Consider the following 25581-nt stretch of genomic DNA (forward strand, 5'->3'; position numbering starts at 1 on the left):
GCGGTGCTGGGACCGGGCCCGGGTCACGGGATCGCGTTGACCGCGTCCGTTGTTTTTATCCTGCTTTGCTTGTTCTAGCGCAAAACCGGATGCTTCTCTTTGTTCTAAATCAGCACATCACCGAACGATAAGGCAAGCTCTTTGGCCTTCGATCTTCGCATCATCTGGCGCGTGTCACGTCTGCTACTAATACTTTCACAGTTTTGCCGTTTTCTCGGGTTTGTATATGCTGGTATCGATTATGTTTCAAACCGAGCAAACGGGAACATAATCAAATAAAAACAGGTCCTGTCGGAATCGGTGCAAAGGTTTCATTCGCCCGCACACCGCCCAAGGGATCAAATTCGCGATCGCCAGAGGAAAATCTGGTGCATGGAAGGAAGTTCGACAGGCCGGATTCCGGCACAAACACCATCAGCAGCAGGTCAGATACGAGTAAACACTCTCTTGACAGATTTGTAATATACTTGAGAATAAGTTTACCGATGAATTCCTGTAATTTGTTGGTGGCAGAAGTCACTATCCTTTAGGTATTATTACCGCAGTGACTTCGCGCCAGTCGGATCAGAAGCCACCCGATGGCTCCGTCTGGTGATTTGTCGAATTTTCATTGGGACAATGGCCGCTTGCGGTCAGGCTCATAAGGAAGCCAAATGGAACTTAACAACTTAGAAGAAAAGGCCGAACAGGCTAGCACCCTGTTAAAGGCCATGAGCAATCAGAGCAGACTGCTTATCCTTTGCCAACTCAACGAAGGCGAAAAGTCGGTTGGCGAACTCGAACGCATTGTCGGGCTAAGCCAGTCCGCCCTCTCGCAGCATCTTGCACGCCTGCGTCGCGACAAGCTCGTCCAGACTCGTCGCGAAGCACAGACCATCTACTATTCGCTGAATGGTAACGATGCTCTGCGCGTGATCGAGACCCTCTACGGGCTTTATTGCAACGCCTCACGCAATTCTGCTGCTGCGTAAAACACCCGGGCACTCCCCACTAAAAAAGCCTGCCTTTTTTGGGCAGGCTTTTTTACGTCTGGATTTTAAAATCTGTCTATTGCGATCCGCATTCCGGCAGCGGCAGCTTGGTGACCTTGTCAAGCGTGCCAAGCACTTCAAACTCGCCATAGTCAAAGCGCATACCATGCGCGACACCGTTATCGCCAAAATCAACCGCCATCTCGGTTGACGGGCCATTTTCCGCAGCCCCGATCGGATAAAATGCCAGGTTCATGCGATGAAACGCACCGCGCGCAATCGCGTCGGGATCGTTGGCGGTGTTATCGGCATCCTTGCTGCCTGAGATCACCACAGCAACCCGGTTGGTCGGGGTATCGCCGCTGCCATCAAACACCAGATCATTGGCAAACCGCACCCCGTCTTTCGCACGTTTCAGCAACACCAGCGAATGCTGGGTCGGGAACATGGCATCGGCCGGCAGTTCTTCCTCGACCTCGACCGGGATTTCGTAACTGACCTTGACCATGTCGTCCTTGCGGACCGCCTTGCCGACGATCTCGTCGACCTTGGTGCCATCAAGATAATCACGCATGCGGAACCGATATTCCGTTCCGTCGAAATCTTCCCACTGGGTCATGGAATAGGCCGAATTGATCGGCGTGCCTTCGCTGCCCTGAAGGATCATGATCTGCTGCATTTCCGTGACCCAGCCATCGCACATCTTCTCAAAGCGATAGCCAAGCACACCGGACGCATCAACAATCGAGCTGCCCTGCTCTGCATGGCTCAGCTTGAAGTGATATTCCGCCACATGCGGCACGATGGCATCTTCGATGCCCGTCACATTCCCAGCCTGCGCGGCACAGCCACCAAGACCCAAACAAAAGATCAGCGTTCCTTTAAGGGAACGCTGACGTTGCTTAATCTCTGAAAAAAATCCAGACAACATCACTCTCCGGTGGCGCCAACTCCGACAATCCAGGGATCTTTAACCCCCTTTTTGGCAGCAAGAAGGCGCAAATCATGTGCGTGTTCTGCCGAAAGCGGCCCGACCGCAACACGAAGATACGGCTTGCCCTTCACCTCGGCATTCAAAAGGCGCGGCTGGTATTCGTTATAAAGGCCCAGCGCCCTGTTGGCACGCGCTTCATCTGCAAAGCTTGCCAATACCACATAATCACCGGGCAGTGGCGCGGCAAGGTCATCCCCTGCAAGCGCGTCCCCATCAAGCGCGGCATCCACCGGTTTGACCATCACATCATCCCCGTCACCCATAACCGCCGGATCGACCAGTGCGGCGGTAACGGTTTCTTTCGGGGTGGCAGTTTCGGTTACCGGTTCGTCACTGACATAACCTGCAACCGCGGCATCCGCCTCGACCTGCGGGTCGATCGGACCAAGGTCACTGCGATCAACGGCAACGTCTTCGACTTCGATCTGATCGCGTGCAGAGGCAACCTCAACCGCATCATCGGGCGTCTTTTTCGGGGTCAGTGGCGGCAGGTTGGTGGTGACAATCGCGTTGGATTTAAGCGCCGTCGCACTTGGGCGTGACCAATCCTCTGCCGGGGCATTCACCGCATAGATTTCCGGGCGGGCAACGCGCAGTTCCTGTTTAATCTCAGGCTCGCCCATCACGGCAAGGGCTGCGGCCTCTTCGGCCAGAATGGTTTCGTCGTCCTTGCAGATGGTCTGTTCCAAAAGCGGGCGATGCAGCGCGCAATCACGCTCGGCAACGAAAGAAACCGCATGGTCGGTTGTGCTTTTGCCAGTCGACACATAGCTGATCAAATCACCGGCAAGCTTTGCCACCGTCAACTCAATCGGACCACCGCACGCGCCAAGCGCCAAAGGTGCCGCCACCACAAGAATTTTTCTCAACAGGCCATCCCCCGAAGGATCGAATTTTCTTTTCCTCCGCTACAGTGGCCCAATGGCGGTTAATATTAGGTAACGATTGCCAATAGATTTCCCCAAAAGAAAACGGCCCGGAAAGCTCCGGGCCGCTTGTATCTTCAGCATTTCGGGCAAGGCCCCAAACACATCAGTCTTTTTTCGCTTTCGGCGGCAGCTGCACACGCAGGTGCAATTCTTTAAGCTGCCTGTCATCGACTTCTGCCGGCGCATTCATCATCAGATCCTGCGCCTGCTGGTTCAGCGGGAAAGCAATGACTTCGCGAATGTTCGGCTCATCGGCCAGCAACATGACGATACGGTCAACACCCGGGGCCGAACCACCGTGCGGCGGTGCGCCGAATTTGAACGCGTTGATCATGCCGCCAAAGCGGTCATCGACAACGTCCTTGCCATAACCGGCAATCTCGAACGCCTTGTACATGATGTCCGGGCGATGGTTACGAATGGCACCCGATGACAGCTCGATACCGTTACAAACGATGTCATACTGCCACGCCTTGATATCAAGCGGGTTCATGTTTTCAAGCGCGTCCAGACCACCTTGGGGCATCGAGAACGGGTTGTGGCTGAATTCGATCTTGCCGTCGTCGTCTTCCTCATACATCGGGAAGTCAACAATCCAGCAGAACTTGAACATGCCCTCTTCGCGCAGTTCCAGCTCGTCACAAACCTTGTCACGAACCTTACCGGCAAACTTGGCAGCGGCCAGTTCCTTGTCACAGGCAAAGAATACCGCATCGCCATTGGCAACGCCGGTGATTTCCTTGATCTGTGCGATACGATCGGCATCAAGGTTCTTGGCAATCGGGCCTTTTGCTTCGCCGTCTTCGCCGTAAACGATGTAGCCAAGACCAGCCGCGCCTTCATCACGTGCCCAGTTGTTGAGCTTGTCAAAGAAGCTGCGCGGGCGCGATGCAGCACCGGTTGCCGGGATCGCACGCACAACCGAACCTTTTTCAATGTTCGATGCAAAGATGCCAAAGCTCGACCCACGGAACGGCTCGGTGACATCTGAAATGATCAGCGGGTTACGCAGGTCCGGCTTGTCGGATCCGTATTTCGCCATCGATTCATCGAACGGAATGCGCGGGAACGGATACGGGGTCACATCACGACCACCGCCGAACTCGACAAAGATGTCATGCAGAACCGGCTCGATTGCGGCAAACACGTCGTCCTGGGTGGCAAAGGCCATCTCGAAGTCGAGCTGGTAAAACTCACCCGGCGAACGGTCGGCACGTGCATCTTCATCGCGGAAGCACGGTGCAATCTGGAAATATTTGTCAAAGCCCGAAACCATCAGCAGCTGCTTGAACTGCTGCGGTGCTTGCGGCAGGGCATAAAACTTGCCCGGATGCATACGCGACGGCACCAGGAAGTCACGTGCGCCCTCCGGCGAGCTCGCGGTCAGGATCGGCGTCTGGATTTCAAGGAAGCCCTGCGCAGTCATTTTCTGACGCATGGCCGAAATCACCTGCGAACGCAGAACGATGTTCTTGTGCACGCTCTCGCGACGCAGATCGAGATAACGGTGACGCAGGCGAACCTCTTCGCCGTATTCGACATCGCCAAACACCGGCATCGGCAGAACTTCGGCCGAAGACTGAACTTCGATGTTCGATGCATAAACTTCGATCTCGCCGGTCGGCAAGTTGGGGTTGATGGTCTCGGCGGTACGTTTGACAACCTTGCCATCGACCGTGATCACGCTTTCAGCACGCGCTTTATCAAGCGTCTCGAACAGCGGGCTCGAAATATCGATCACGACCTGGGTGATGCCGTAATGGTCGCGCAGGTCAACGAACAGAAGGTTGCCGTGGTCACGTTTACGGTGAATCCAGCCAGACAGGCGAACTTCCGCATCGGCGTCAGTCGCGCGCAGCGCATTACAGTTATGAGAGCGAAAAGGATGCATTGTCATTCCAGGTTGCTTTATATTTTGGGCCGCAAATTTGGCCGCAAAGGTGCATGCCAGACCCGCGCTGTCAAACAAAAAACGCACCACAACACGTGCGCCACGGTAATATCCACAGCGCTTATGTGTGATGTTTCCCTGCCCGATTGGCACGGCATCTCAAAATTTCAGCGGTATAAAACGCGGACAGGCCGCCTTCGTCAAGTGCCAGTAATGCAGATCAGTCAACGCAGATCAGCAAATCATTGGGTGATTGGTTCTGCGCTGATCTTGATCGCCTGAAGATCCTTGACCTTGATAAAGTCGATCAGCCGTCCGCTGCCCGGTGTGATTTCGCCCCAGTGATCAACATCGAACTCGAAATGCGCAAGCCCGCAGGTCGGGTATTTGCGCGCCATGATCTCTCGGGCCTCATTATTGCCACCGCCATAAAGCGACTGGGCAAAAATCTCGATCCCTGGATTATGGCCGATGAACATCACATGCTTGGCGTCTTCATGGGTGTGGTGCAGGCTTTCAAGCAGCACCCGCTCGTTCGCCATATACAGGTCTTCGTTATAGATCACGTCGGCATCGGTTGCGAAATCCCGCCCCAAAAGGCCAAGCGTCTGCACCGCACGCGCCGCCGTCGAACACCAGATCAGGTCCGGCACCAGTTCATGCTGACGCAGATAGCGGCCCATAAAGGGGGCTGCCTTTTCACCGCGACGGTTCAGTTCGCGGTCATGGTCGGCCCGACCCGGATCCGCCCAGCTTGATTTGGCATGCCGAAGCAGCAGCAACGTCTTCATATCTTCGTTTCGCGAATGATGATCAACGGTATACCTGCATGCCATATCAAAGGCTTTGATGCCATCAGAAAAACTGACACATAAATTTAAGAAAATTGCACCCACCCAAGCAGTTATCCTATACTCCATTTGCAACCGGGAACTGTCGCATAAGTTCAAGGACGTTCCCTCAATCCGCAGGAGGCATAGCGTGACACACGCCGCTGCAGTTCAGTCAAGCGCGATCACCATTGATTCGGAAAGCCGCTTCATTAACCGCGAATTATCGTGGCTGGCATTCAACAATCGCGTTCTTGAAGAGGCCCAGAATACCGGCCACCCGCTGCTTGAAAGACTGCGTTTCCTGTCGATTTCGGCCAGCAACCTTGATGAATTCTATATGGTCCGCGTCGCCGGCCTCGTTGGTCAGGTCCGCGCCGGCATGACCAAGGTCAGTCAGGATGGCATGAGCCCGTCCGAACAGCTGCGCGCCATTACCTTTGATGCCAACCAGTTGATGCAGGATCAGCAACGCGTCTGGCGCCAGCTCAGCAGCGAGATGGAAAAACAGGGCATCTCTGTCATTGATCAGGGCGACCTGACCCAGACCGACCGCAAATGGCTGGATGGCTATTTCACGCGCGAAATCTTCCCGACGCTAACCCCGCTTGCCATTGATCCGTCGCACCCCTTCCCGTTTATTCCCAACCTTGGCTTTGCCATCGTCATGCAGCTGTTTGATCCAGCAGACGGGCACAATATGCGCGGGCTTATTCCGGTACCGCAAAAAATCGGCCGCTTCCTGCGCCTGCCGGGCCGCAATGAACGTTATCTTCCGGTCGAACAGGCGATCTTGCTCTATCTCGGCAAGCTGTTCCCGGGCTTTGATATGATCGAACACGGTTTCTTCCGCGTCATCCGGGACTCGGACGTTGAAATCGAAGAAGAAGCCGAAGATCTGGTGCGCGTTTTCAAAACCGCGCTGAAACGTCGTCGTCGCGGCAGCATCATCCGCCTCAAGGTCAACGCGGCAATGCCCGAAGACCTGCTTGATTTCGTCATTGATGAACTGGATGTCGCGCTTGAAGAAGTCGTCAAGGTCGATGGCCTGCTCGGCGTTGTTGATGTCAAACAGCTGATCGATTCCGATCTGCATCACGACTTGCTGTTCTCACCCTATGCCGCCCGCTATCCGGAACGGGTGCGTGACTTTGGCGGCGATTGCTTTGCTGCGATCAGCAAAAAGGATCTGGTGGTTCATCACCCGTTCGAAGATTTCGACGTGGTGGTGCAGTTCCTGTTGCAAGCCGCCCGTGACCCCGATGTGGTCACCATCAAACAGACGCTGTATCGCACCTCGGAAAACAGCCCGATCGTCAAGGCCCTGATCGCCGCGGCCGAGGCTGGCAAATCCGTTACCGCCATGGTCGAACTCAAGGCCCGCTTTGACGAAGAAGCCAACCTGCGCTGGGCGGCTGACCTTGAACGTGCGGGCTGTCAGGTGGTTTACGGCTTCCTTGATTGGAAAACGCACGCCAAGGTATCGCTGGTGGTCCGACGTGAAACCCACGGCCTTAAGACCTATACCCACTTCGGGACCGGCAACTATCACCCGATCACTGCCAAGTTCTATACCGATATCTCGTTCTTCTCGTGCGATCCAGCACTGGGGCGTGATGCGGCCAGCATCTTTAATTTCATGACCGGGTACGCCACCCCGCGCTCGCTTGAAAAAATCGCGATTGCGCCGCATACCCTGCGCCCGACGCTTCTGACCCACATCGATCAGGAGATCGAGAACTGCAAGGCTGGCAAGCCATCTGGCATCTGGGCCAAGATGAACAGTCTGGTCGACCCGGTGGTGATTGATGCGCTTTATCGCGCAAGTCAGGTTGGCGTTCATATCGAATTGATCGTGCGCGGTATTTGCTGCCTGCGTCCGGGGGTTCCGGGTCTTTCGGAAAATATCCGCGTCAAATCGATTGTCGGCCGGTTCCTTGAACATTCGCGCATCGTTGTCTTTGCCAACGGGGCAAAGCTCCCGTCGCGCAAGGCCAAGGCGTTTATTTCGTCCGCCGACTGGATGCCGCGTAACCTGAACCGCCGGGTTGAAACCCTGGTTCCGGTTGAAAATCCGACCTGTCAGCAACAGATTGTTGAACAGATCATGATTGCCAACCTGAAAGACACTGCACAGGCATGGCATCTGCAGCCGGACGGCTCTTATGAACGCTGCGAGGCAGGTGAAAATGCATTCTCGTCGCACAAATATTTCATGACCAACCCGTCACTTTCGGGCCGCGGAAGTGCGCTGGATCAAGCCGACCCGAATGTTCCCGTGCTACAGCTTGACGACTAAAGACGACCAACAGGTGCCAACATCTTATGCTGACTGACCAACGGGCTTCCAACCGCATCGCGATCATAGATGTTGGCTCCAACTCTGTGCGGCTTGTCATTTTTGACGGCATGACCCGCGCACCGATGCCGATCTTCAATGAAAAGGTCATGTGCGGCCTTGGCCGTGACCCGGAAAACACCGGTCGCCTCAACCCCGAGGGGGTGGAGCTCGCCGTGGTCGCCATGCACCGCTTTGCGAAGCTGTTGCGTGCGATGAAGGTCACCCATGTCGATGTGCTGGCCACCGCTGCTGTGCGCGCTGCCAGCGACGGCAAGGAATTCTGTGATCGCGTGGCATCGGAAACCGGCCTGACGGTCAAGGTGATTGACGGTCTTGAAGAAGCCCGCCTGTCGGCTCTTGGCATAATTTCCGGTGATCCGATGGCATCGGGCATCATGGGCGATATCGGCGGCGGGTCACTCGAACTGGTTTTGCTTGATCAGGGCGAGATCAAAAAACGTGTCAGCCTGCCTTTGGGTGCGATGCGCCTGCATACGGTGTTTGGTTCTGACCGGGCCCGTCTGACGGCTGAAATCAATCAGCACCTTGATACGGTCGATTGGCTGGCTGAGGGCAAAGGCCAGCAGCTTTATGCCGTTGGCGGTTCTTGGCGTTCAATTGCCAAGCTGTTTATTGCCCAGGAAAACTATCCGATTTCGGTGGTGCATAATCTTGCCATGCCGCAATCGGAAATGGCCGAACTGACCCACATCATTTCCCAGCAAAGCCGGGTATCGCTTGAAAAGATTGGCGGTGTGTCCAAACGCCGTATCGACAGCCTGCCGCATGCATCACTTGTCATGAACATGCTGATGACCCGCATGCAGCCAAAGGAAGTTGTCTTTTCCGGCCACGGCCTTCGCGAAGGCTGGATGTATGAAGTCCTGCCCGAAGATCTGCGTCAACGCGACCCGGTGCTTGAAGCCTGCTTTAGCTTTGCCGAAGACGGCGAACGGTTCCATCAGCACGGCGAAGAAGTTGCGCAATGGTGTGCGCCGATCTTCTCGGAACTGCCGGTCAATATCGAACGGCTGCGTTTGGCGGCCTGCATCATCGGGGATATCGGCTGGAACGAACATCCCGATTACCGTGCAGAACAAAGCTATAACCGCATTCTGCGCCATCCCTATATCGACCTTAATCACCATGACCGGGTGTTCCTCGCCTACACCATCGGTTCGCGCTATACCGGCAATTTCAAGGGTGATGAGGCCAGCGACCGCATCCTCAGCGACGATGACCGCCTGACAGGCCGTTTGTTTGGTCATGTCATTCGCCTGGGCCATACGCTCTCTGGCGGGGTCGAAGGCATCCTGCCGCAAACGCAATTGCTGCTCGAAGAAGGCAAGCTGATCCTGCAATTCGAAAAGCAGGCATCGGCCCTTTATGGCGAAGTCGTCGAACAGCGTCTGTCGAAACTGGCCAAACTGATGAACCGCGAAAGTGTTGTCCGCCTCGCCGAATAGGGCTCAGACGCGCACAATCAGACCGCGCATTTTATTGACGCCCCACACCAAAACCGGCACGATCATCAATCTCTTTTCTGATCAGGAGTGCCGTGTCATGACCGACACCAAACAGCCATCCGATCACACCGCGCGTGATATCGTGGGCGCACTGGCACAGATGTCCTTTCAAACGCTTTGTCAGGAAATAGCCGTTCTGCCAGATACCGACGACGACATTGAAAAGCTTCGCGCTGCCGCCCGCGATGAGGAGAAATCACTGATTGACCTTCTGATTGCACTGCGGTCTGCCCGACTTGGCGATATTGCCCCATTGTTTGCCAATCCGGACGAAGATCCGGCCAATGCCAAAATCGCCGCATCCGATGTGCCCGACACCATGCTCTCATTGCTGAGTGCCCTTCGGGCGAGCACGGACGTCCCGGTCCCAGGCGAATAATGAAACCGCTCGACACCCAAGCCACGCTGCATGTCCGTTGCGGCTCCGATATCCGCGATGGCCTTAGGCAGGCAGGCTTCATCGGCGATTTTCTGGAATTCTCCGATCCTTTTTGTCAGGGCCCGGTGCCCGATCTGCCGCGCGATGCCTTCATCGAAACCCGTGCGGCCTTTATTGCCGGCGCTTACGACCTGCCCGGTGATGCAGCACTTGAACGTCTCAGGCGCGAATATGATGCGCTGGGTCGCCTTGGGCAGTATGACCATGTCGTGCTCTGGTTCGAACATGACAGCTACGATCAGCTGATTCTGGCCTTCCTGATGGATGCCATCGCCAGCATCCAGCCCGAAACCAATATCGACGTCATCTCCGTCAATCACGCGCCCGCGTCCGAAGCCATCGACCGCTTCATCGGCCTTGGTCAACTCTCCCTCGATGGTCTGATCTGGTGCTGGAACACTCAACGCCAGCCGCTTAACAGCGACATGCTGACATTTGGCAGCAAAGTCTGGAAGGCCGTCCGCCAAGACACCTCAAACGACCTTAAAACGCTTGCGGCAACCGGCAATGCTCCCCTGCCACATATGATCGGCGCCCTCAAACGCCATCTCGCCGAACTGCCCGACCCGCAAACCGGCCTAAGCCTGCCCCAAAAACTCACCCTGCAAATCATCAAGGACCACGGCCCGCTCCCCGTCGGCAAGGTCTTCGGCCACCTGATGCGAACCTACGATCCGCTGCCCTATCTCGGCGATCTGATGTTCTGGTCAGAAATCCAATGGATGATGGACTGCCAGGACCCGCTCTTCATCCTCACGCCCGCCACCCCCAAAACCAACTGGGCCGAACGCACCATCACCCTCACCAACACCGGCCACGAAACCTTGTCTGGCACGCGTAATTTCCTTGATAACTTTACCGGCACCCGTTGGGTTGGCGGTATAAGAATCAGCCCGCTATAAGCGGACTGATTCGTCGACTCTTAGGTTTAAGCGTTCCAGAAAAGATCCGCGTTCACGTTCTGGTTTTCCACCAGATACTTAAGCTGCTCAAGACGAATGTGCTTTCTGCCAAACAGGTCTTCTGCTTTCGCTTTTTCCGCTTTCAGGCGCTCAGCAACCTGCGCAGCCCCCTTTTCCGCATTCCATTTAAAACCGATATTCGGAAGCACACTATGAAGCTTGTCAAATGACACACGGTAGCTGCGCGCATCCGCCTGCGCGTCATCGGAATAAGTCAGATCACAGCCCGGAACGACTTTCTGAACAGTTCTGGCAATATCAATAACCTGATAATTCTGCTCGTTGGTGCCGACGTTAAAGGCTTCCCCACTCACAAGGTTGGCCGGTGCGGTCAGAACGGCTTCAAAACTCGCGCTCATGTCTTCGACATGCAAAAGCGGGCGCCAGGCAGATCCATCAGACAGAAGCTTCACCTCCCCAGAAACAATCGCACGGGCTGTCAGGTTATTCAGGACAACATCAATACGAATACGCGGGGAGTCACCATAACACGTCGCATTGCGCATGAAGACTGGCTCGAAGTTCTCGTCTTTCATCGCAAGCAAGGCGTTTTCACAATCAATTTTGCTTTTCGCATATGGCGTCAGTGGAAGCGTTGGCGATGTTTCATCGACCGGCTTTGAAACATCAGCAGCACCGTAAAGCGAACAAGAAGACGCAAACACAAAACGTTTGATGCCACGCTTCTTGGCTATCTCGGCCAATTTCATGGTTGCCTTGAAATTGATATCGTCAGTCAACTCCGGCGCAAAATCACCCAGCGGGTCATTGCTGAGCGCAGCCAGATGAATGATGGCTTCAACGCCTTCGATATCCTTTTCCTGCACATTTCGCATATCAACGGTTCTGACTTCATCCACGGATGGCGGCGTCCAAAGGTCGAGACCATTGAAATAGCCTGTATCAAGACCGATGACAGAATGGCCGCGGGACTTGAGATACCCGGACATGACACTTCCGACATAGCCCTGATAACCGGTCAATAATACTTTCATAAAAAGTCTTTCTGTTGATATGCGTGTTAAGGAGTTCGTTTTGCGGCACAACCACCCGCATCCGCAAAGCGAACAAGCAATACTTTTCCTGCCGCATTTTCTAAATCCTCGCGGAAATGCTTTCAACAGCAAAACAGCAAACACCCTTATAAGCGCACTAAAACCTCTGAGCTTTTTAAGGCGCTGGAATGCCCACGATTATTTTCAACTTGGCCGGAATCTGTCGTTGGACATTATGTTCGGATTGAGTATGTTCAGCCCCACAAGGGACATGGATTTTCTGCAGGAAAAATAAATGACGGCGAGAACAACAGTTATCACGATCACCCATAACGGGGGGCTCGTTATTGGCGGGCTGTTGAAATCGCTTCCTGCCGACCTGCCACTGATTGTCATCGATAACGCCTCCGAGGACGATACGCTTGATATCGTCACCAATTTGCGCCCGGATGCCAAAATGATCCGCAATCGCGTTGGCCTTGGCTATGGAACCGCTGCGAGTCAGGGTCTTGAGATTGTCGAAACCGAATTTGCCCTGCTGGCCAATCCGGACTCTTTGATGACCGGTGATGCCATTGACGCACTTGTCGCCGCCGCGGACCAATACCCAGATGCTGCGATGTTCGGCCCACTACATAAGGATGGCAATGGCGATATCGAACCCAGCCATGATGTCGAACTCTGGAAACGTCGCGATTATGGCCGACTTGCCTATGATTGCGTGCCCGAAGGGCCGCTCTGCGTCGAATTCCTATCCGGCGCGGTCAATCTGGTCCGCATGGACGTCATGCGTCAGGTTGGTTTCTATGATCCGGAAATTTTTCTTTATTTCGACGATGACGACATGTGCGCACGCATGCTCCGTGCCGGGCATGGCATGATCCTTGTTGCTGATTCAGTTGTCATGCATCTCAATGGGGGGTCCGTTCGCCCCAACCGTGCTTATTACTGGGAAAAGTTCTGGCACCTAGCATGGTCACGCATATACTTTGAACGCAAATATAAGGGCCGTTTGGCGGCGATATGTCTTGGTCTGAAACACACTGTGCGATACGGCTGGAAGGCGCTCTTGTATGGGATCACCATGCAACGCAAAAAGGGCTGGCGTGATCTTGCAAGATTTTTTGGCTCGCTTGGCGCGTTGATCGGTGTGCGGGCCTCAAAACAGCCGCGCGCGACACAGCGTTAAGGCCTCTGAAAGCAAACCCTGAGTGAGTGGAATTCTTTTCAAATGAAGGCAGTAATTCTTGCGGGCGGATATGGCAGCCGACTGAGTGAAGAAACATCGGTCAGACCAAAGCCGATGGTCGAAATTGGTGGCAAGCCGATCCTGTGGCACCTGATGAAGATATACGCGGCACACGGGGTGAATGAATTCGTGATCTGCCTTGGCTACAAGGGCTATGTGATCAAGGAATATTTCGCCAACTACTTCCTGCATCATGCCGATGTAACCATCGATATGGCGACCAATCAGCTCGAATATCACAATGCCAATGCAGAGCCCTGGAAAATAACGCTGGTCGATACCGGCCTGAACAGCATGACAGGCGGCCGTATCAAGCGTGTCGCTGACCATCTTGATGATAATGCCCCCTTCTGCCTGACCTACGGCGACGGGCTTGGCAATGTCGATATCACCGCCAGTATCGACTTCCACAAAAAACAGGGCCGCAAGGCAACCATGACGGTGGTATCACCTCCGGGCCGCTTCGGTGCGACGGTCCTTGATGGCGATCGCGTCACCACGTTTCAGGAGAAGCCGCTTGGCGATGGTGCGCGCATCAATGCCGGCTTCTTTGTCTGCGAAAAATCCGTACTCAACGAAATTGCAGAAGACAAAACCGTCTGGGAAGCAGAACCGCTGCGCAACCTGTCTGATCAGGGTGAACTTTCTGCGTGGCGTCACGATGGTTTCTGGCAACCGATGGATACACTCCGCGAAAAGCATATGCTTGAAAACTTGTGGTCAGAAGGCAAAGCACCGTGGAAAATTTGGTAAGCCAAGCTCGATGACGGCTGAAATGCGCTAAATCCTGGGGCGCCAGATCGCCCCGCCTGATGTGATGATGGATACGAAATGACAACGCCAACCTGCCGCGCCTGCGGAACCGACCTGAAACACACACTCGTTGATCTTGGCCTGAGTGCGCTTGCCAACTCCTTTGTGCCGCTTGATCAGGCAGACCAGACGGACCCGCGCTATCCGTTGCATGCGCGTGTGTGCGAGAATTGCTTCCTTGTTCAGGTCGATGACGTTGTCCCGCCGTCTGACATTTTCAGTCACTATGCCTATTTCTCAAGCTACTCCTCAAGCTGGGTCGAGCATGCCCGCAAATACTGCGAAGCAGCAGCAGAACGGCTTGATCTTGGCAAAGACTCATTCGTGGTCGAAGTGGCGTCCAACGATGGCTATTTGCTGCAGCATTTTGTTGCCAAATCAATCCCGGTTCTGGGCGTTGAACCGGCTGCCAACATTGCCAAGGAAGCCGAGAAAAAAGGCGTTAAAAGCCTCGTTGCCTTCTTTGGCAAGGAAACGGCCGAAAAGGTCGTCGCCAAACACGGCCACGCAAGCCTGACCGCAGCCAACAATGTTCTTGCCCACGTGCCCGACATCAACGATTTCGTCTCGGGTTTTGCCACGATTTTGGCCGATGACGGGGTATCAACCTTTGAATTCCCGCATCTTCTGAACCTTTTGGAAAAGACCCAGTTCGACACCATTTACCACGAACATTTCTCCTACCTGTCGCTTTACGCGGTCGAGAAATGTTTTGAGCAAAATGGCCTTAAGGTCTTTGATGTCGAAGAACTCCCAACCCATGGCGGCAGCCTGCGCGTCTGGGCCCAGAAAACCATCGGCACCCGGCCCGAAACTGATCGGCTAAAGGCACTCCGTACCAAGGAAGCCAATGCTGGCATCGCAACCCTTGACTGCTACGAAGGCTTTGACGCGAAATGCCGCAAGATCCGGGACGATCTGCTGGCTTTCCTCAAATCCGCCAAGACAGAGGGCAAAACCGTTGCCGGCTATGGTGCAGCCGCCAAGGGCAATACGCTGTTGAACTACTGCGACATTGGTACCGACCTGATTGATTTTGTGGTTGATGCCAACCCGCACAAGCAAAACACGCTCCTGCCCGGCAGCCATATTCCGGTCCACGCACCCGACCACCTCAAGGTCGCGAAACCGGACTATGTCCTGATCCTGCCATGGAACCTGTCGGCCGAGATCATGAAAGACATGGCACATGTTAAGGATTGGGGCGGACAGTTCATGGTTGCCATCCCCAGGGTCGAAGTGATCGGATGAAATTTATTGCGACAGATATCATTGGCGTCGACCTGATCGAGCTTGAAAAGCACAGCGATGATCGCGGCTTTTTCGCACGCTCCTTCTGCACAGAAGAACTGGCTGCAAATGGCCATGACTTCGAGGTCGTTCAGGCAAATCTGTCCTTTAATCACCATGCGGGCACACTGCGCGGTATGCATTATCAGGCAGCCCCGGTTGGCGACCCCAAAATCGTGCGCTGCACTTCCGGCGCGATCTATGATGTGGTCATTGATTTGCGACCAGATTCAGCAAGCTACTGCAAATGGGTGGGCGCCGAATTGTCAGCAGCCAACCGCAATTCCCTGATCATTCCGGCGGGCTGCGCACATGGCTTCCTGACGCTTGAACCCGATACTGAGGTTCTCTATCTGATGGGCGCGCCCTTCGTGCCCGATCTCGCATCGGGCGTGCGCTGGAACGACCCGACTTTCGGTATTTCATGGCCCGAAAAGCCAGCGATCATCAACGATCGTGATGCCAACTACCCTGATTACGAGCCATCAAAATGAAGGTCCTCGTTACCGGTGCCAACGGCCTGATCGGCCCCTATGCCTGCCAAAAGCTGATCTCGGCTGGCCATGATGTCATCACCTGCGGACGAACTGTGCCAGAAGATGGCGAGCTCCCCGGACGACATGTGACGGGTGACCTGCTGGATGCCAGTTTTCGCAAACACCTGATCGCATCCGAACGCCCCGACGGGCTGATCCATCTGGCCTGGCAGACCAAGCACGGTCATTTTTGGAACGCGCCGGATAATCCAGATTGGCGCGAAGCCAGTATCGATCTTCTTGATCGTTTCCATGAACAGGGCGGCAAACGTGCCGTGCTTGCCGGAAGCTGTGCCGAATATGACTGGCAGGGTATTGCGCCGGGTCAGAAACTGACTGAGGATGCAACCTGCAATCCGCACACAATCTATGGTCAGGAGAAGCTGAAGCTTGCCCGGCATTGTCTGGACCTGAACGCCAAGGGTGCCGCCATCGCCTGGGGACGCCTGTTCCTGCTGTGCGGCCCGAAAGAGGCCCCCGCACGGTTTGTTCCGGCCATCACACGCGCCCTGCTGGCCGGTGAAACTGCCAAAATGAGTTCTGGCAAACAGATCCGCGATTTCATGCATGTCGCTGATGCCAGTGCCGCCTTTGCCAAGCTGATCGATCATCCCTTCACGGGCCTGATCAATATCGCATCCGGCGAGGGCCACAGCCTGCTTGACGTCGCCGAAACCATCAAAAGCCTCATTGGCCGTGGCACCATCGCCGCGGGCAGCATACCCGACCGCCCGGATGATCCGCCCTATCTGGTCCCAGACACCTCAACGCTTACCCAAACAGTTGGATTCAGGCGCGAATTTGATCTCCAAGCGGCACTTGAAAACTGCATTGAATGGTGGCAATCCCACCCGGCTTGATTCGGGCTTGTTCAAGCGCCTCCCTACCCCAACCCACGCGACGCCCGGAAAATCTCGCCTCGAAGCCATTTATGCGCGGCGTTGGCGGCGTTGCGGACGTGCCAGTATTGGGCGAAGCCATATTCGCGGAACGTGAGCGGCAGATCGAACTGGCCAAAATCCTGCATCATGGAGCCTGACAGGCGCGACGGCAGGGTGGCGATGATGTCGGTGTCTCGGATGAGGTTGGCGACACTGGCAAAGGTCGGCACCTGAAGCACTGTGCGCCTTGATCGGCCAAGGCCACGCAGGATGACATCGATTTCCGAACTGTCATTGGCCCCGATCATCACGCGCGCATGGCTGGCCGCGCAATACCGGTCCAGCGTATCGGGCGGCCCGTCGTCGTGAAATGCCGGATCATAAAAACACCGCATCCGTTCGCGAAACAGGCCCTGGCGGGCGATATCGCCATGCTTGCCCGATTGATCAATCGTGATCGCATGATCAATCGTGCCATCGCGCAGCCATTTGACCATGCGGTCTACGCCCGGCACCGATACGACCTGAAGCCGCACATCAGCAGAACAGTTTTGCAACCGCTTCATCAGGGCCGGCAGGATCACCGCCACCTCGTAATCATTGGCACCAAGCACAAAGCGCGCAGAATGATCGGCATTACCGGGATCAAACGCCACCACACGGGTCAGGCCGCGCATCCCCTGCAATAACCCACGCACCTGTGGCGCAATTTCGTCGGCATGGGCGGTCGGTGCAACTGATCTGCCTGACCGGACAAATAGCGGATCGCCAATAATCTGGCGCAACCGATCCAGCCCGTGACTGACCGTCGGCTGCCCGACATCAAGACGGTGTGCGGCGGCTGTCACCGATCCCTCGTCATAAATCGTCAGGAACAGCCGAAGCAGGCGGTAATCAAGATCCAATTCATCGATTTTCATGCATAAGTATTATCATACCCATCGAATTGATCATATGCATTATTGGGTCCAGATTTCTCACATGAACAGGCGATGCCTGACCCCTTATCGGAGAAACTGACATGACCATCCTCATCACCGGTGCGACCGGCCAACTCGGAAGCCTTGTTGTCAAACATCTGCTTGATCGCATCCCGGCAAGCGACATCGCCATCAGTGTCCGCAAGCCTGAAAAGGCCGCAGACCTGAGCGCCAAGGGCATTGATGTCCGCGCGGGCGATTTCAATGACCTTGCCCTGATGACCAAGGCGTTCGCCGGCATTGACACCGCCCTCATCATCTCGGCCGAGGACGACAACGCAACCCGCATCCAACAACACCGCACCGCTGTCGATGCCGCCAAGGCCGCAGGTGTCAAACACATCGTCTATACCGGCATTGTCGATCCCAAGGCGGATGCCGATTTCACCTATTCGGCCATTCACCTTGATACCGAAAACTACATCCGCCAAAGCGGCCTCGCCTTCACCATTTTGCGCAACAGCTTCTATGCCGATCTTCTGCTGGCCGGTGTGCCGCATGCGCTTGAAACCGGCGACTATGGCGCCCCGGCGGGTGATGCCAAAATCACCTATATCCCGCGCAATGACCTGGCAGAAGCCGCCGCCGTGGTCCTTGCCAAGCCCGCTGATCACGGAAACAAAACCTATGACCTGACCGGAACCAAGGGTGTGTCGCACGCCGAAATCGCGGGCTACATTTCTGACGCCACCGGTAAGCCCGTGAAGTTTGTAGACCTGCCCGCAGAGGTCCATACCGGTATCCTCAAAAGCCTCGGCCTGCCCGATCATCTGATCGAAGCCCTTGCCGGTCTCTATGTCGGGGCGAAGAAAGGCGACTACGAAACCGTGAGCAACGATTTCGAAAAACTCGTCGGACGCAAGCCACAATCGGTTGAGGATTTCATCAAATCCGCCCTGGCAAGCTGACCCAACCCCATTACCAACACACAAAAACGGGCCCCGAAAGGGGCCCGGCAAGTTTTCAGGGAGGCATCAGAAACGGACCAAATGGTCCCTGACCTTCATGGGGTAAAGGTCAGCAGAGAAGAGACAAAAAGCACGGCGGTCGAGGTAATCGAAAAAGCGATATATTTGATAATCATGTTCAGGCTCCTATGCGGGGGGCGGGGGACAGGCAAGACAGCACCGGGGACGCACCATCTTGCCTGCCTGGGGTCAGGCCCCAAGTAGAACGCGTTTCCGCCGAACTTTCCTGTCCGCCAAAGGACCCGGAACATGGCGGGGTGATCTAAATCGGGACTAAAGCCCCAGGTCTGACAGCCCCGGATGATCATCCGGACGGCGGCCAAGCGGCCAATGAAACAGCCGGTCTTCAGCCGAAATCGGCTTGTCATTGATCGATGCCACGCGATGGCGCATCAGGCCGTCTTCATCAAATTCCCAGTTTTCGTTGCCATAGGCCCGAAACCAGTTGCCGCTGTCGTCGCGATACTCATAGGCAAAGCGCACAGCGATGCGGTTTTCGTGAAACGCCCAGAGTTCCTTGATCAAACGGTACTCCATCTCCTTGGCCCATTTGCGGGTCAGGAATTCAACGATGTTTTCCCGGCCCTCGAAAATCTCGGCACGGTTCCGCCAACGGCTGTCTGGCGTATAGGCCAGCGACACCTTCTCGGGATCGCGGCCGTTCCAGCCATCCTCGGCCATACGGACCTTCTGTTTGGCGGTTTCGACGTTAAAAGGTGGAAAAGGTGGCCGTGACATCATCTGATCCTTTGGTGTTTGGTCGATAAAGGAACCCCGGTCGGCGCGCAGCAACATGCGGAGGGGGGAATGCCGACCGGGGGAGTTGCCGGAAGTGGACCCTGCCTTAGGCAGCAGAGGCATTCACCACCGGGAAATCAATCGGGGTATCAAAGGCTTCGTTGAGGTAATTGGTCAGGGTATTAAGCGCGACATGCGCCACGATCTCGACCAGTTCGGCCTCGCTGTAACCGGCAAGCTTGGCAGCACTGACCTCACCTTCACTTACCTGGCCACGGTTTTTGACCAAAGCGACGGCAAAGCGCACAGCCGCATCGGCCTTCTGATCGCTCGACGTGCCATTGCGGTTTGCCGCGATCTCGGCGTCATCAAGTTTGGCGATGTTTTTGCCCAAATAGGTATGCGCCGACAGGCAATAGTCACAGCCATTAAGCTGTGCGACCGCAAGGGCAATGCGTTCGCGGGTCTGGGGATCAAGCGCCCCTTTGGCAAGCGCCCCATTCAAACCAAGATAGCCCTCAAGGGCGGCCGGGCTGTTTGCCGTCAAGCGAAACAGGTTTGGAACCGAACCAAGCATCTTGTTCACACCTTCAAGAAGCGGCTGGGAAGCTTCCGGTGCAGCATCGATCGAAGCAGGCAGGGAAATACGGGTCATTGAAACTCTCCTAAACAAGTTCGGGTTGATCAGTGTTGAAAACATATATACAGACAGGTCTGTCTACTTGTCAAATATATTTTTGGAATGACCGTTCTTGCATCTGAAACGCTTGCAATTCTGCGGCTTTCCCGCCACAAGAATACAGACCGGTCTGACTATTGGAGTAAGTAAATTGAAGTCTAAACGCGACGTTCTCGTCGATACGGCCCTGCGTCTTTTCTATACACAGGGCTTCAACGCCACCGGAATCGACAAGATTCTGGCCGAGTCCGGCGTCGCCAAAATGACGATGTACAAACACTTCAAGTCCAAGGATGAATTGATCCTGGCCGCCCTTATGCGCCGCGATGAACAATTCCGCGACTGGCTGACAACCGAAATGCAAAAGGCCGCATCCGATCCGCGCGGACAGCTTCTTGCGATGTTTGACGCACTCGAAGAATGGTTTCATGGCCGCGCCTTCAAGGGCATGGGCTTTTCCGGCTGCGCGTTTATCAACGCCTCAAGCGAGTTTGCCAAACTTGATCACCCGGCCCACCAGATCGCCGCCGAACACAAACGCTGCGTGCTCGAACATATTGCCGATCTGTGCACCAAGGCCGGCGCGTCCGATCCCAAACAACTTGCCGAACAACTCGCCCTGCTCAAGGAAGGGGCAATTGTCACAGCCCAGGTGCGCGGCATGCCCGAATCGGCCCGGATCGCCAAAACCATGGCAACCGCATTGCTGGATGCCGCCCTGCCCGTCTGATCGTTTGGTCAAACCGGTTCAAAAACAAAAACGGGGCCAGAAGGCCCCGTTTTTTGTTCTTCACGGCAATATGCAACCTAGCCGTCAAGCTCGACAAACACCACTTCGCCGTCTTTAAGCTTAAGGCCAAGCTGCCCGTGCTTGAGACGCAGCGCGTATTGCCCGAAAAGATCACGCCGCCAGCCACGCATGGCCGGAACATCGGCATTGTCGTCGGCGGCAATATTCTGAAGATCATCGCTTGATGCCACCAGACGCTGGGCAACGCCCTTTTCCTCGGCGCAAAGTTTAAGCAACACCTTCAGAAGCTCGACCGTCGGGCCGATCCCGGCTGGCAGTTCGATGCGTTCCTTTGGCTTCGGCCACTGATCCTGCGGGCTATCAAGGGCTGCCTTGATCGCCTCGATAATCGCCTGTCCGGGTTTAGAGGTGCCAAAGTTCCGGCCAACGCCACGGGTTTTATCAAGGTCCTTGTCGGTCATCGGCTGACGGGCAGCGATATCAAGCAAGGTATCATCGCGCAAAACCCGGTTGCGCGGCAGGTTCTTGCGCTGTGCTTCGGTTTCCCGCCATTCGCCAAGCGCACGTGCCACGGCCAGGAATTTCGGGCTGTTGGATCGGGTTTTAAGCCGCTTCCATGCCTCGGCCGGATCAATCGAATAGATCGACGGATCGGTCAGGCGTTCCATTTCCTCAAACAGCCAGACCGCACGGCCATTGGCCTCAAGGCGCTCGTGAAACGCTTCATAGATCACGCGCAGATGGGTGACATCCGAAAGCGCGTAACTGATCTGTTTGGTCGAAAGCGGACGGCGCGACCAGTCGGTAAAGCGCATCGATTTATCAATGCTTTTACGCGCCACCTTGTTGACCAGCGTCTCATAGCCGACCTGATCGCCGTAGCCCAGCACCATCGCCGCCACCTGGGTGTCAAACACCGGATGGGGGACCTTGCCCGACAGATGGACGAAAATCTCGATATCCTGGCGGGCGGCGTGAAACACCTTGACCACCGCCTCGTCCTGCATCAGCTCGAACAGCGGCGTCAGATCAATGCCCTCGGCAAGCGGATCGACCGCAGCCCCGTTATCGGACGGCTCCGGACTTGCCAGCTGCACCAGACACAGTTGCGGCCAATAGGTCGAGTCCCGCATGAATTCGGTATCGACAGTGACATATTCGAACTTGCGCAATCTTTCACAGAGACTGCGAAGTTCTTCTGTAGTTGTAATTGGTTCCATGCCGACTGCTATAGCATTGCCTGCCACAATTCGCCAGTGGCTTCGATGCAGGGCTGATCTTCGCCGTATTCGGGCAACGTATGCCCCAAGGCTCTCCAGAGAATAGGTCCTGACCCTAGATAATCTCGTCCTCATCCAGAAGCGGATCGGATTGCAGATGGGTTTCGATGGCGTCCATGCGTTCCTGGACTTCCGACGGCCGCTTGATCGACGCGATATGAAACAGCGCGTCCCCCTGATTGACAATCGGGTGGTTGGTCCGCCCGATGATCAAGCCTTCCTCGCGCACGATGACTTCTTCGTCACGTTGCCCGAACGGATCGGATACCGCCGCGGCCACGTCCCCGGCCCGGACAAACTCCCCGGCCAGTTTGAAGGTCCGCAAAATGCCGCCCGCCGGTGCGCGCAGCCAATGGCTGTTGGAGGACTTGAATGACGGCACGCGCGGTTCGCGCACGGTGCGTTGCGATGTCATGCCCAGTTTGCGCATCACGCGCAGAACGCCCGACACCCCGGCACGGATCGACATTTCATCAAAACGAAGCCCCTCACCCGCCTCAAACAGCAGGATCGGCACGCCAAGCTCGCGCGCGGCCTCGCGCAGTGATCCGTCGCGCAGCGGACTGGTCAGGATGATCGGCGCGCCAAACGCCTCGGCATATTCCATGATATTCGGGTCATCTTCATTGACCCGGATCTGCGGCAAGTTAACCCGGTGAACCGCCGCCGAATGCAGGTCGATACCGAAATCGGATCTTTCGACAATTTCATGCAAAAACAAATGCGCCAGCTGTGCGGCCAGGGATCCACGCGAATGCCCAGGGAAGCAGCGGTTCAAATCGCGCCGGTCGGGAAGATAGCGGGTGTTGTTCAGAAACCCGAACGCATTGACCACGGGCACGGCCAGCAACGTACCACGCATGCCGCGCAATGCGGTTGATTTCAAAACGCGGCGGATGACCTCCACCCCGACAATCTCGTCGCCATGGACAGCGCCACTGACGAAAATCACCGGACCCGGTCGTTTGCCATGCACGACATTGACCGTCAGATTGACCGGCGTGTGGTTGGACAAAAGCGAGATCGGGATATCAACAATCTGGCGCGTGCCCGGAGCAACCTTTTTCCCAGCGATTTCAAAATCAGGGTTCTTGGGGGTTCTGGGCGCTTTGCCTTTCCCCTTGGGTGATCCGGTTTCGCTCATTGTGGTATCCCTTGTTCTTATCCCTTGCCTTTGGTCCGCACCTTACCGGGTTTGAAATCTTTTTCCATGAATTCAATGATCATGCCGGCAATGTCCTTGCCCGTCGCATTCTCAATGCCTTCCAGTCCCGGTGAAGAATTTACTTCCATCACCACCGGCCCGTGATTGGATCGCAGGATATCAACACCACAAACATTAAGCCCCATCGCCTTGGCGGCTTCAACGGCGGTTGAGCGTTCCTGCGGCGTGATGCGGATCGCACGCGACGAACCACCACGATGGATGTTGGACCGGAAATCGCCCTCAGCCCCTTTGCGTTCCATGCTGGCAACCACCTTGCCGCCAATCACAAAGCAACGAATATCGCTGTTGCCGGCTTCCTTGATGAATTCCTGCACCATGATCGCAACATTGGCACCACGAAACGCCTCGATCACGGATTTGGCGGATTTTTCGGTTTCGCCCAAAACCACACCGATGCCCTGTGTGCCCTCCAGAAGCTTGATCACTACCGGTGCACCACCCACAATCGACAGAACTTCATCGGTCTTTTTCGGGTCATGGGCAAAGGCGGTAACAGGCAGGCCAATGCCACGGCGTGCGAGGATCTGCAGCGAACGCAACTTGTCGCGCGATCGGCCAATGGCAACGGACTCGTTTAACGGATAAACGCCCATCATTTCAAACTGGCGCAAAACCGCCAGACCGAACTGGGTCACCGACACACCGATACGCGGGATCACAGCGTCATAACCGGTAAGCTTGTCACCGCCGTAATAGATTTCCGGTTTCAGCGACGTGATGTTCATCGACACCCTGAGCGTGTTGATGATGTCCAACTCATGCCCGCGTGCTTCGGCCGCCTCGACCAACCGTTTGTGGGAGTAAAGGTTTGGATTGCGTGCAAGCATCGCGATTTTCATAAGATGTCCCCCAAGGTCGGCAAAACGAATTGCGACCGGTATAATACCGGTGGCTGGCGAATGCGGAATTGTCAGAAAGTAAAACGACCCTGTCGGGATCTTGTTCCGGCAATGGGTCGTTCTTCTGCGCGTCTATCTCTGTTCCGGCTTCCCTGCAAGATAAGATTTCGATGGCAGCACCAAAAATCTTCCTGCTTTCATCGCTGTGCGGCCCAAAAGCATGGGAAAGCCCATGATTGACCGGTTTGCCAGCGATACTTCAACTTTCAATTTGTGATGCCCAACCTGGATATGGGTGGCAATCACAAACCGTTCTTCGGCATTTCCGTTCGAAGAGCGAATCTCGCGCATTTCAATCAGTGGCGCCAGACAATCGATCCGCCCATGCCCGTCCCCGCGATAATGCGGCAGGGTAAATGATACAAAATCCTGCCCGTCACGCACCACCTTCTTTGGACTAAGCGCATGCAGCGACGATGTTCGGGCCCCGGTATCAACCTTGGCCTTGATCAAGGGCACGCCAAGATCAGGAAGGCCGATCCATTCCCGCCACCCCAAAACATGTCCATCGGAAATCAGGGTATCGGTCTGGCTCTTAAGCGACGGTTTTGCTTTTACGCGTTGCGGGCTCACATGCAGCTTCCGGTTATTAAATGCAATCTGTTAGGTGGTGGTGATGATAACCTGTAACAACCTGATCGGCTTACGAAATTCGTTTCGATGTTACGATTCCGTGGTCATGTCATCCATAACACTGCGTACCAGTGGCAAGGTCACCGCCCGCTTTTCGGCCAGTGCCCGGCGATCAATCGCTGCCACCAATTGACTTAACGCCGCAAAGGACCGTTCGATCCGTGGCAAAACATAACTGATGATTTGCGGGCTGGCCGGGATCTGCCGGTCAGCAAACAGCTTGATCAGAAGTCCAACAATCAAATCATCATCCGGCGGCGAAATCTCGCACACCAGGGCTGCGCCCAGCCTTGATTTCAGATCGGGCAAATCAATCTGCCAGCGCGATGGCGGCTGGCTTGCGGTCAACAACAAATGCCCACCGCGTTCCTTCAGCATATTGTAAATATGGAAACAGACCGTCTCATCAAGACCCGCGCCAGCCACAAGGTCCGCATCCTCGATCACAAGACCGGTGGCATCGCCGAGAAGCTCATCGGGATTGATCCCGTTCAAATCCGATGCCGCGACCTGTAGCGCACCGGATCGCGCCCGCCAGACTTCCGCCAGATGACTTTTTCCGCATCCCTTTGGCCCATACAGGCACAAGGCCGGGGCGGGCCATTTCGGCCACTGGTCGATCCACGCCACCGCTTCGCTATTGCAATCGGCCACCATGAAATCATCACGGCCAAGTGCCGGACGCATTTCAAGCGCCAGCGGCAATTGCTGCGGGTCGTTATCTTTGTCCGGCTTGGATGTCACCCGGGTCACAGTAAACTCAATTTGCTGATCTCGA

Annotated in this window: 26 protein-coding genes; 12 read left to right on the forward strand and 14 right to left on the reverse strand. The window is 55.5% G+C overall.

What is annotated here, in order from left to right; genetic code table 11:
- Positions 1-271: 271 nt before the first annotated feature.
- Positions 272-520 carry a hypothetical protein gene (locus IT893_RS11715; protein WP_197145278.1) on the reverse strand — a complete coding sequence of 83 codons (249 nt, stop codon included), beginning with the start codon at positions 518-520 and terminating at the stop codon, positions 272-274.
- A gap of 133 nt (positions 521-653) precedes the next feature.
- On the opposite strand from IT893_RS11715, the gene IT893_RS11720 reads away from it, so the two are divergent.
- A complete protein-coding gene (locus IT893_RS11720; protein WP_008891276.1) occupies positions 654-971 on the forward strand; it encodes a helix-turn-helix transcriptional regulator in 318 nt (105 codons plus the stop codon).
- Between the two features lie 76 nt (positions 972-1047).
- Here IT893_RS11720 and IT893_RS11725 read toward each other — a convergent pair whose 3' ends face one another.
- The 4 genes from IT893_RS11725 to IT893_RS11740 all read right to left on the reverse strand — a co-directional run bounded on the left by IT893_RS11725 (position 1048) and on the right by IT893_RS11740 (position 5576).
- Complete coding sequence (locus IT893_RS11725) at positions 1048-1902, reverse strand: EipB family protein (RefSeq protein WP_008891275.1); 855 nt, start codon at positions 1900-1902, stop codon at positions 1048-1050.
- Complete coding sequence (locus IT893_RS11730; RefSeq protein WP_252723933.1) at positions 1902-2834, reverse strand: SPOR domain-containing protein; 933 nt, start codon at positions 2832-2834, stop codon at positions 1902-1904. Before IT893_RS11730 ends, IT893_RS11725 begins: the two co-directional genes overlap by 1 nt.
- 163 nt (positions 2835-2997) lie before the next feature.
- Complete coding sequence (gene aspS / locus IT893_RS11735; protein ID WP_064790209.1) at positions 2998-4785, reverse strand: aspartate--tRNA ligase; 1788 nt, start codon at positions 4783-4785, stop codon at positions 2998-3000.
- Between the two features lie 242 nt (positions 4786-5027).
- Entirely contained in the window at positions 5028-5576 is a 549-nt protein-coding gene (locus tag IT893_RS11740) for a histidine phosphatase family protein (protein WP_197145279.1), read from the reverse strand.
- A gap of 190 nt (positions 5577-5766) precedes the next feature.
- Between IT893_RS11740 and IT893_RS11745 the strand changes: the two genes are divergently transcribed.
- The 4 genes from IT893_RS11745 to IT893_RS11760 all read left to right on the forward strand — a co-directional run bounded on the left by IT893_RS11745 (position 5767) and on the right by IT893_RS11760 (position 10823).
- The gene (locus tag IT893_RS11745) at positions 5767-7914 is read left to right on the forward strand and encodes an RNA degradosome polyphosphate kinase (protein WP_008891271.1); all 2148 of its coding nucleotides are present in this window, start codon (positions 5767-5769) and stop codon (positions 7912-7914) included.
- A 26-nt stretch (positions 7915-7940) separates the two neighbouring features.
- On the forward strand, positions 7941-9422 hold the full coding sequence (ppx, locus tag IT893_RS11750) for an exopolyphosphatase (protein ID WP_197145280.1): 1482 nt from the start codon (positions 7941-7943) through the stop codon (positions 9420-9422).
- 97 nt (positions 9423-9519) lie between these two features.
- On the forward strand, positions 9520-9861 hold the full coding sequence (locus tag IT893_RS11755) for a hypothetical protein (RefSeq protein ID WP_197145281.1): 342 nt from the start codon (positions 9520-9522) through the stop codon (positions 9859-9861).
- Positions 9861-10823, forward strand: a complete 963-nt coding sequence (locus IT893_RS11760; protein ID WP_197145282.1) for a DUF1835 domain-containing protein — start codon at positions 9861-9863, stop codon at positions 10821-10823. Before IT893_RS11755 ends, IT893_RS11760 begins: the two co-directional genes overlap by 1 nt.
- A gap of 26 nt (positions 10824-10849) precedes the next feature.
- Here IT893_RS11760 and IT893_RS11765 read toward each other — a convergent pair whose 3' ends face one another.
- Positions 10850-11878: an NAD(P)-dependent oxidoreductase gene (locus IT893_RS11765; protein ID WP_197145283.1), complete on the reverse strand. Its 1029-nt coding sequence runs from the start codon at positions 11876-11878 to the stop codon at positions 10850-10852.
- A gap of 295 nt (positions 11879-12173) precedes the next feature.
- Here IT893_RS11765 and IT893_RS11770 point away from each other — a divergent pair, with 295 nt between their 5' ends.
- The 5 genes from IT893_RS11770 to IT893_RS11790 all read left to right on the forward strand — a co-directional run bounded on the left by IT893_RS11770 (position 12174) and on the right by IT893_RS11790 (position 16626).
- Positions 12174-13067: a glycosyltransferase family 2 protein gene (locus IT893_RS11770; RefSeq protein ID WP_197145284.1), complete on the forward strand. Its 894-nt coding sequence runs from the start codon at positions 12174-12176 to the stop codon at positions 13065-13067.
- A 42-nt stretch (positions 13068-13109) separates the two neighbouring features.
- Complete coding sequence (gene rfbF, locus IT893_RS11775; RefSeq protein ID WP_197145285.1) at positions 13110-13880, forward strand: glucose-1-phosphate cytidylyltransferase; 771 nt, start codon at positions 13110-13112, stop codon at positions 13878-13880.
- A gap of 78 nt (positions 13881-13958) precedes the next feature.
- On the forward strand, positions 13959-15191 hold the full coding sequence (locus IT893_RS11780) for a class I SAM-dependent methyltransferase (protein ID WP_197145286.1): 1233 nt from the start codon (positions 13959-13961) through the stop codon (positions 15189-15191).
- Complete coding sequence (gene rfbC / locus IT893_RS11785; protein ID WP_197145287.1) at positions 15188-15724, forward strand: dTDP-4-dehydrorhamnose 3,5-epimerase; 537 nt, start codon at positions 15188-15190, stop codon at positions 15722-15724. Before IT893_RS11780 ends, rfbC begins: the two co-directional genes overlap by 4 nt.
- Positions 15721-16626 carry an NAD(P)-dependent oxidoreductase gene (locus IT893_RS11790; RefSeq protein ID WP_197145288.1) on the forward strand — a complete coding sequence of 302 codons (906 nt, stop codon included), beginning with the start codon at positions 15721-15723 and terminating at the stop codon, positions 16624-16626. The genes rfbC and IT893_RS11790 overlap by 4 nt, the downstream gene beginning before the upstream one ends.
- Positions 16627-16649: 23 nt before the next feature.
- On the opposite strand, the gene IT893_RS11795 is transcribed toward IT893_RS11790, so the two are convergent.
- On the reverse strand, positions 16650-17567 hold the full coding sequence (locus tag IT893_RS11795) for a LysR family transcriptional regulator (RefSeq protein WP_197145289.1): 918 nt from the start codon (positions 17565-17567) through the stop codon (positions 16650-16652).
- A gap of 101 nt (positions 17568-17668) precedes the next feature.
- Between IT893_RS11795 and IT893_RS11800 the strand changes: the two genes are divergently transcribed.
- Entirely contained in the window at positions 17669-18535 is an 867-nt protein-coding gene (locus IT893_RS11800; protein ID WP_197145290.1) for an SDR family oxidoreductase, read from the forward strand.
- A gap of 333 nt (positions 18536-18868) precedes the next feature.
- Here IT893_RS11800 and IT893_RS11805 read toward each other — a convergent pair whose 3' ends face one another.
- Entirely contained in the window at positions 18869-19333 is a 465-nt protein-coding gene (locus IT893_RS11805) for a DUF1348 family protein (protein ID WP_197145291.1), read from the reverse strand.
- Between the two features lie 106 nt (positions 19334-19439).
- Complete coding sequence (locus tag IT893_RS11810) at positions 19440-19988, reverse strand: carboxymuconolactone decarboxylase family protein (protein ID WP_197145292.1); 549 nt, start codon at positions 19986-19988, stop codon at positions 19440-19442.
- 175 nt (positions 19989-20163) lie between these two features.
- On the opposite strand from IT893_RS11810, the gene IT893_RS11815 reads away from it, so the two are divergent.
- Positions 20164-20742: a TetR/AcrR family transcriptional regulator gene (locus IT893_RS11815; protein ID WP_197145293.1), complete on the forward strand. Its 579-nt coding sequence runs from the start codon at positions 20164-20166 to the stop codon at positions 20740-20742.
- 77 nt (positions 20743-20819) lie between these two features.
- On the opposite strand, the gene rnd is transcribed toward IT893_RS11815, so the two are convergent.
- The 5 genes from rnd to IT893_RS11840 all read right to left on the reverse strand — a co-directional run bounded on the left by rnd (position 20820) and on the right by IT893_RS11840 (position 25556).
- Positions 20820-21983 (reverse strand): ribonuclease D, encoded by a 1164-nt coding sequence (gene rnd, locus IT893_RS11820; RefSeq protein ID WP_197145294.1) that lies wholly within the window; start codon positions 21981-21983, stop codon positions 20820-20822.
- Positions 21984-22098: 115 nt separating this feature from the next.
- A complete protein-coding gene (locus IT893_RS11825; protein ID WP_082923579.1) occupies positions 22099-23187 on the reverse strand; it encodes a succinylglutamate desuccinylase/aspartoacylase family protein in 1089 nt (362 codons plus the stop codon).
- Between the two features lie 17 nt (positions 23188-23204).
- On the reverse strand, positions 23205-24110 hold the full coding sequence (rimK, locus tag IT893_RS11830; RefSeq protein WP_064780554.1) for a 30S ribosomal protein S6--L-glutamate ligase: 906 nt from the start codon (positions 24108-24110) through the stop codon (positions 23205-23207).
- 132 nt (positions 24111-24242) lie between these two features.
- Positions 24243-24743 carry a RimK/LysX family protein gene (locus IT893_RS11835; RefSeq protein ID WP_197145295.1) on the reverse strand — a complete coding sequence of 167 codons (501 nt, stop codon included), beginning with the start codon at positions 24741-24743 and terminating at the stop codon, positions 24243-24245.
- A gap of 90 nt (positions 24744-24833) precedes the next feature.
- The gene (locus IT893_RS11840; RefSeq protein WP_120225096.1) at positions 24834-25556 is read right to left on the reverse strand and encodes a DnaA ATPase domain-containing protein; all 723 of its coding nucleotides are present in this window, start codon (positions 25554-25556) and stop codon (positions 24834-24836) included.
- Between the last annotated feature and the right edge of the window lie 25 nt (positions 25557-25581).

The sequence above is a fragment of the Thalassospira sp. A40-3 genome (genome assembly GCF_015871485.1).
GTDB lineage: Bacteria > Pseudomonadota > Alphaproteobacteria > Rhodospirillales > Thalassospiraceae > Thalassospira > Thalassospira tepidiphila.

What these genes read in the sequence shown, in the direction of transcription:
- IT893_RS11765 (WP_197145283.1), bottom strand. Translation starts at nt 11,878, where the DNA reads ATGAAAGTATTATTGACCGGTTATCAGGGCTATGTCGGAAGTGTCATG.
- IT893_RS11740 (WP_197145279.1), bottom strand. Translation starts at nt 5,576, where the DNA reads ATGAAGACGTTGCTGCTGCTTCGGCATGCCAAATCAAGCTGGGCGGAT.
- ppx (WP_197145280.1), top strand. Translation starts at nt 7,941, where the DNA reads ATGCTGACTGACCAACGGGCTTCCAACCGCATCGCGATCATAGATGTT.
- rfbF (WP_197145285.1), top strand. Translation starts at nt 13,110, where the DNA reads ATGAAGGCAGTAATTCTTGCGGGCGGATATGGCAGCCGACTGAGTGAA.
- IT893_RS11720 (WP_008891276.1), top strand. Translation starts at nt 654, where the DNA reads ATGGAACTTAACAACTTAGAAGAAAAGGCCGAACAGGCTAGCACCCTG.
- IT893_RS11805 (WP_197145291.1), bottom strand. Translation starts at nt 19,333, where the DNA reads ATGTCACGGCCACCTTTTCCACCTTTTAACGTCGAAACCGCCAAACAG.
- IT893_RS11725 (WP_008891275.1), bottom strand. Translation starts at nt 1,902, where the DNA reads ATGTTGTCTGGATTTTTTTCAGAGATTAAGCAACGTCAGCGTTCCCTT.
- IT893_RS11810 (WP_197145292.1), bottom strand. Translation starts at nt 19,988, where the DNA reads ATGACCCGTATTTCCCTGCCTGCTTCGATCGATGCTGCACCGGAAGCT.
- IT893_RS11795 (WP_197145289.1), bottom strand. Translation starts at nt 17,567, where the DNA reads ATGAAAATCGATGAATTGGATCTTGATTACCGCCTGCTTCGGCTGTTC.
- rnd (WP_197145294.1), bottom strand. Translation starts at nt 21,983, where the DNA reads ATGGAACCAATTACAACTACAGAAGAACTTCGCAGTCTCTGTGAAAGA.
- IT893_RS11800 (WP_197145290.1), top strand. Translation starts at nt 17,669, where the DNA reads ATGACCATCCTCATCACCGGTGCGACCGGCCAACTCGGAAGCCTTGTT.
- IT893_RS11825 (WP_082923579.1), bottom strand. Translation starts at nt 23,187, where the DNA reads ATGAGCGAAACCGGATCACCCAAGGGGAAAGGCAAAGCGCCCAGAACC.
- IT893_RS11770 (WP_197145284.1), top strand. Translation starts at nt 12,174, where the DNA reads ATGACGGCGAGAACAACAGTTATCACGATCACCCATAACGGGGGGCTC.
- rimK (WP_064780554.1), bottom strand. Translation starts at nt 24,110, where the DNA reads ATGAAAATCGCGATGCTTGCACGCAATCCAAACCTTTACTCCCACAAA.
- aspS (WP_064790209.1), bottom strand. Translation starts at nt 4,785, where the DNA reads ATGCATCCTTTTCGCTCTCATAACTGTAATGCGCTGCGCGCGACTGAC.
- IT893_RS11780 (WP_197145286.1), top strand. Translation starts at nt 13,959, where the DNA reads ATGACAACGCCAACCTGCCGCGCCTGCGGAACCGACCTGAAACACACA.
- rfbC (WP_197145287.1), top strand. Translation starts at nt 15,188, where the DNA reads ATGAAATTTATTGCGACAGATATCATTGGCGTCGACCTGATCGAGCTT.
- IT893_RS11760 (WP_197145282.1), top strand. Translation starts at nt 9,861, where the DNA reads ATGAAACCGCTCGACACCCAAGCCACGCTGCATGTCCGTTGCGGCTCC.
- IT893_RS11755 (WP_197145281.1), top strand. Translation starts at nt 9,520, where the DNA reads ATGACCGACACCAAACAGCCATCCGATCACACCGCGCGTGATATCGTG.
- IT893_RS11790 (WP_197145288.1), top strand. Translation starts at nt 15,721, where the DNA reads ATGAAGGTCCTCGTTACCGGTGCCAACGGCCTGATCGGCCCCTATGCC.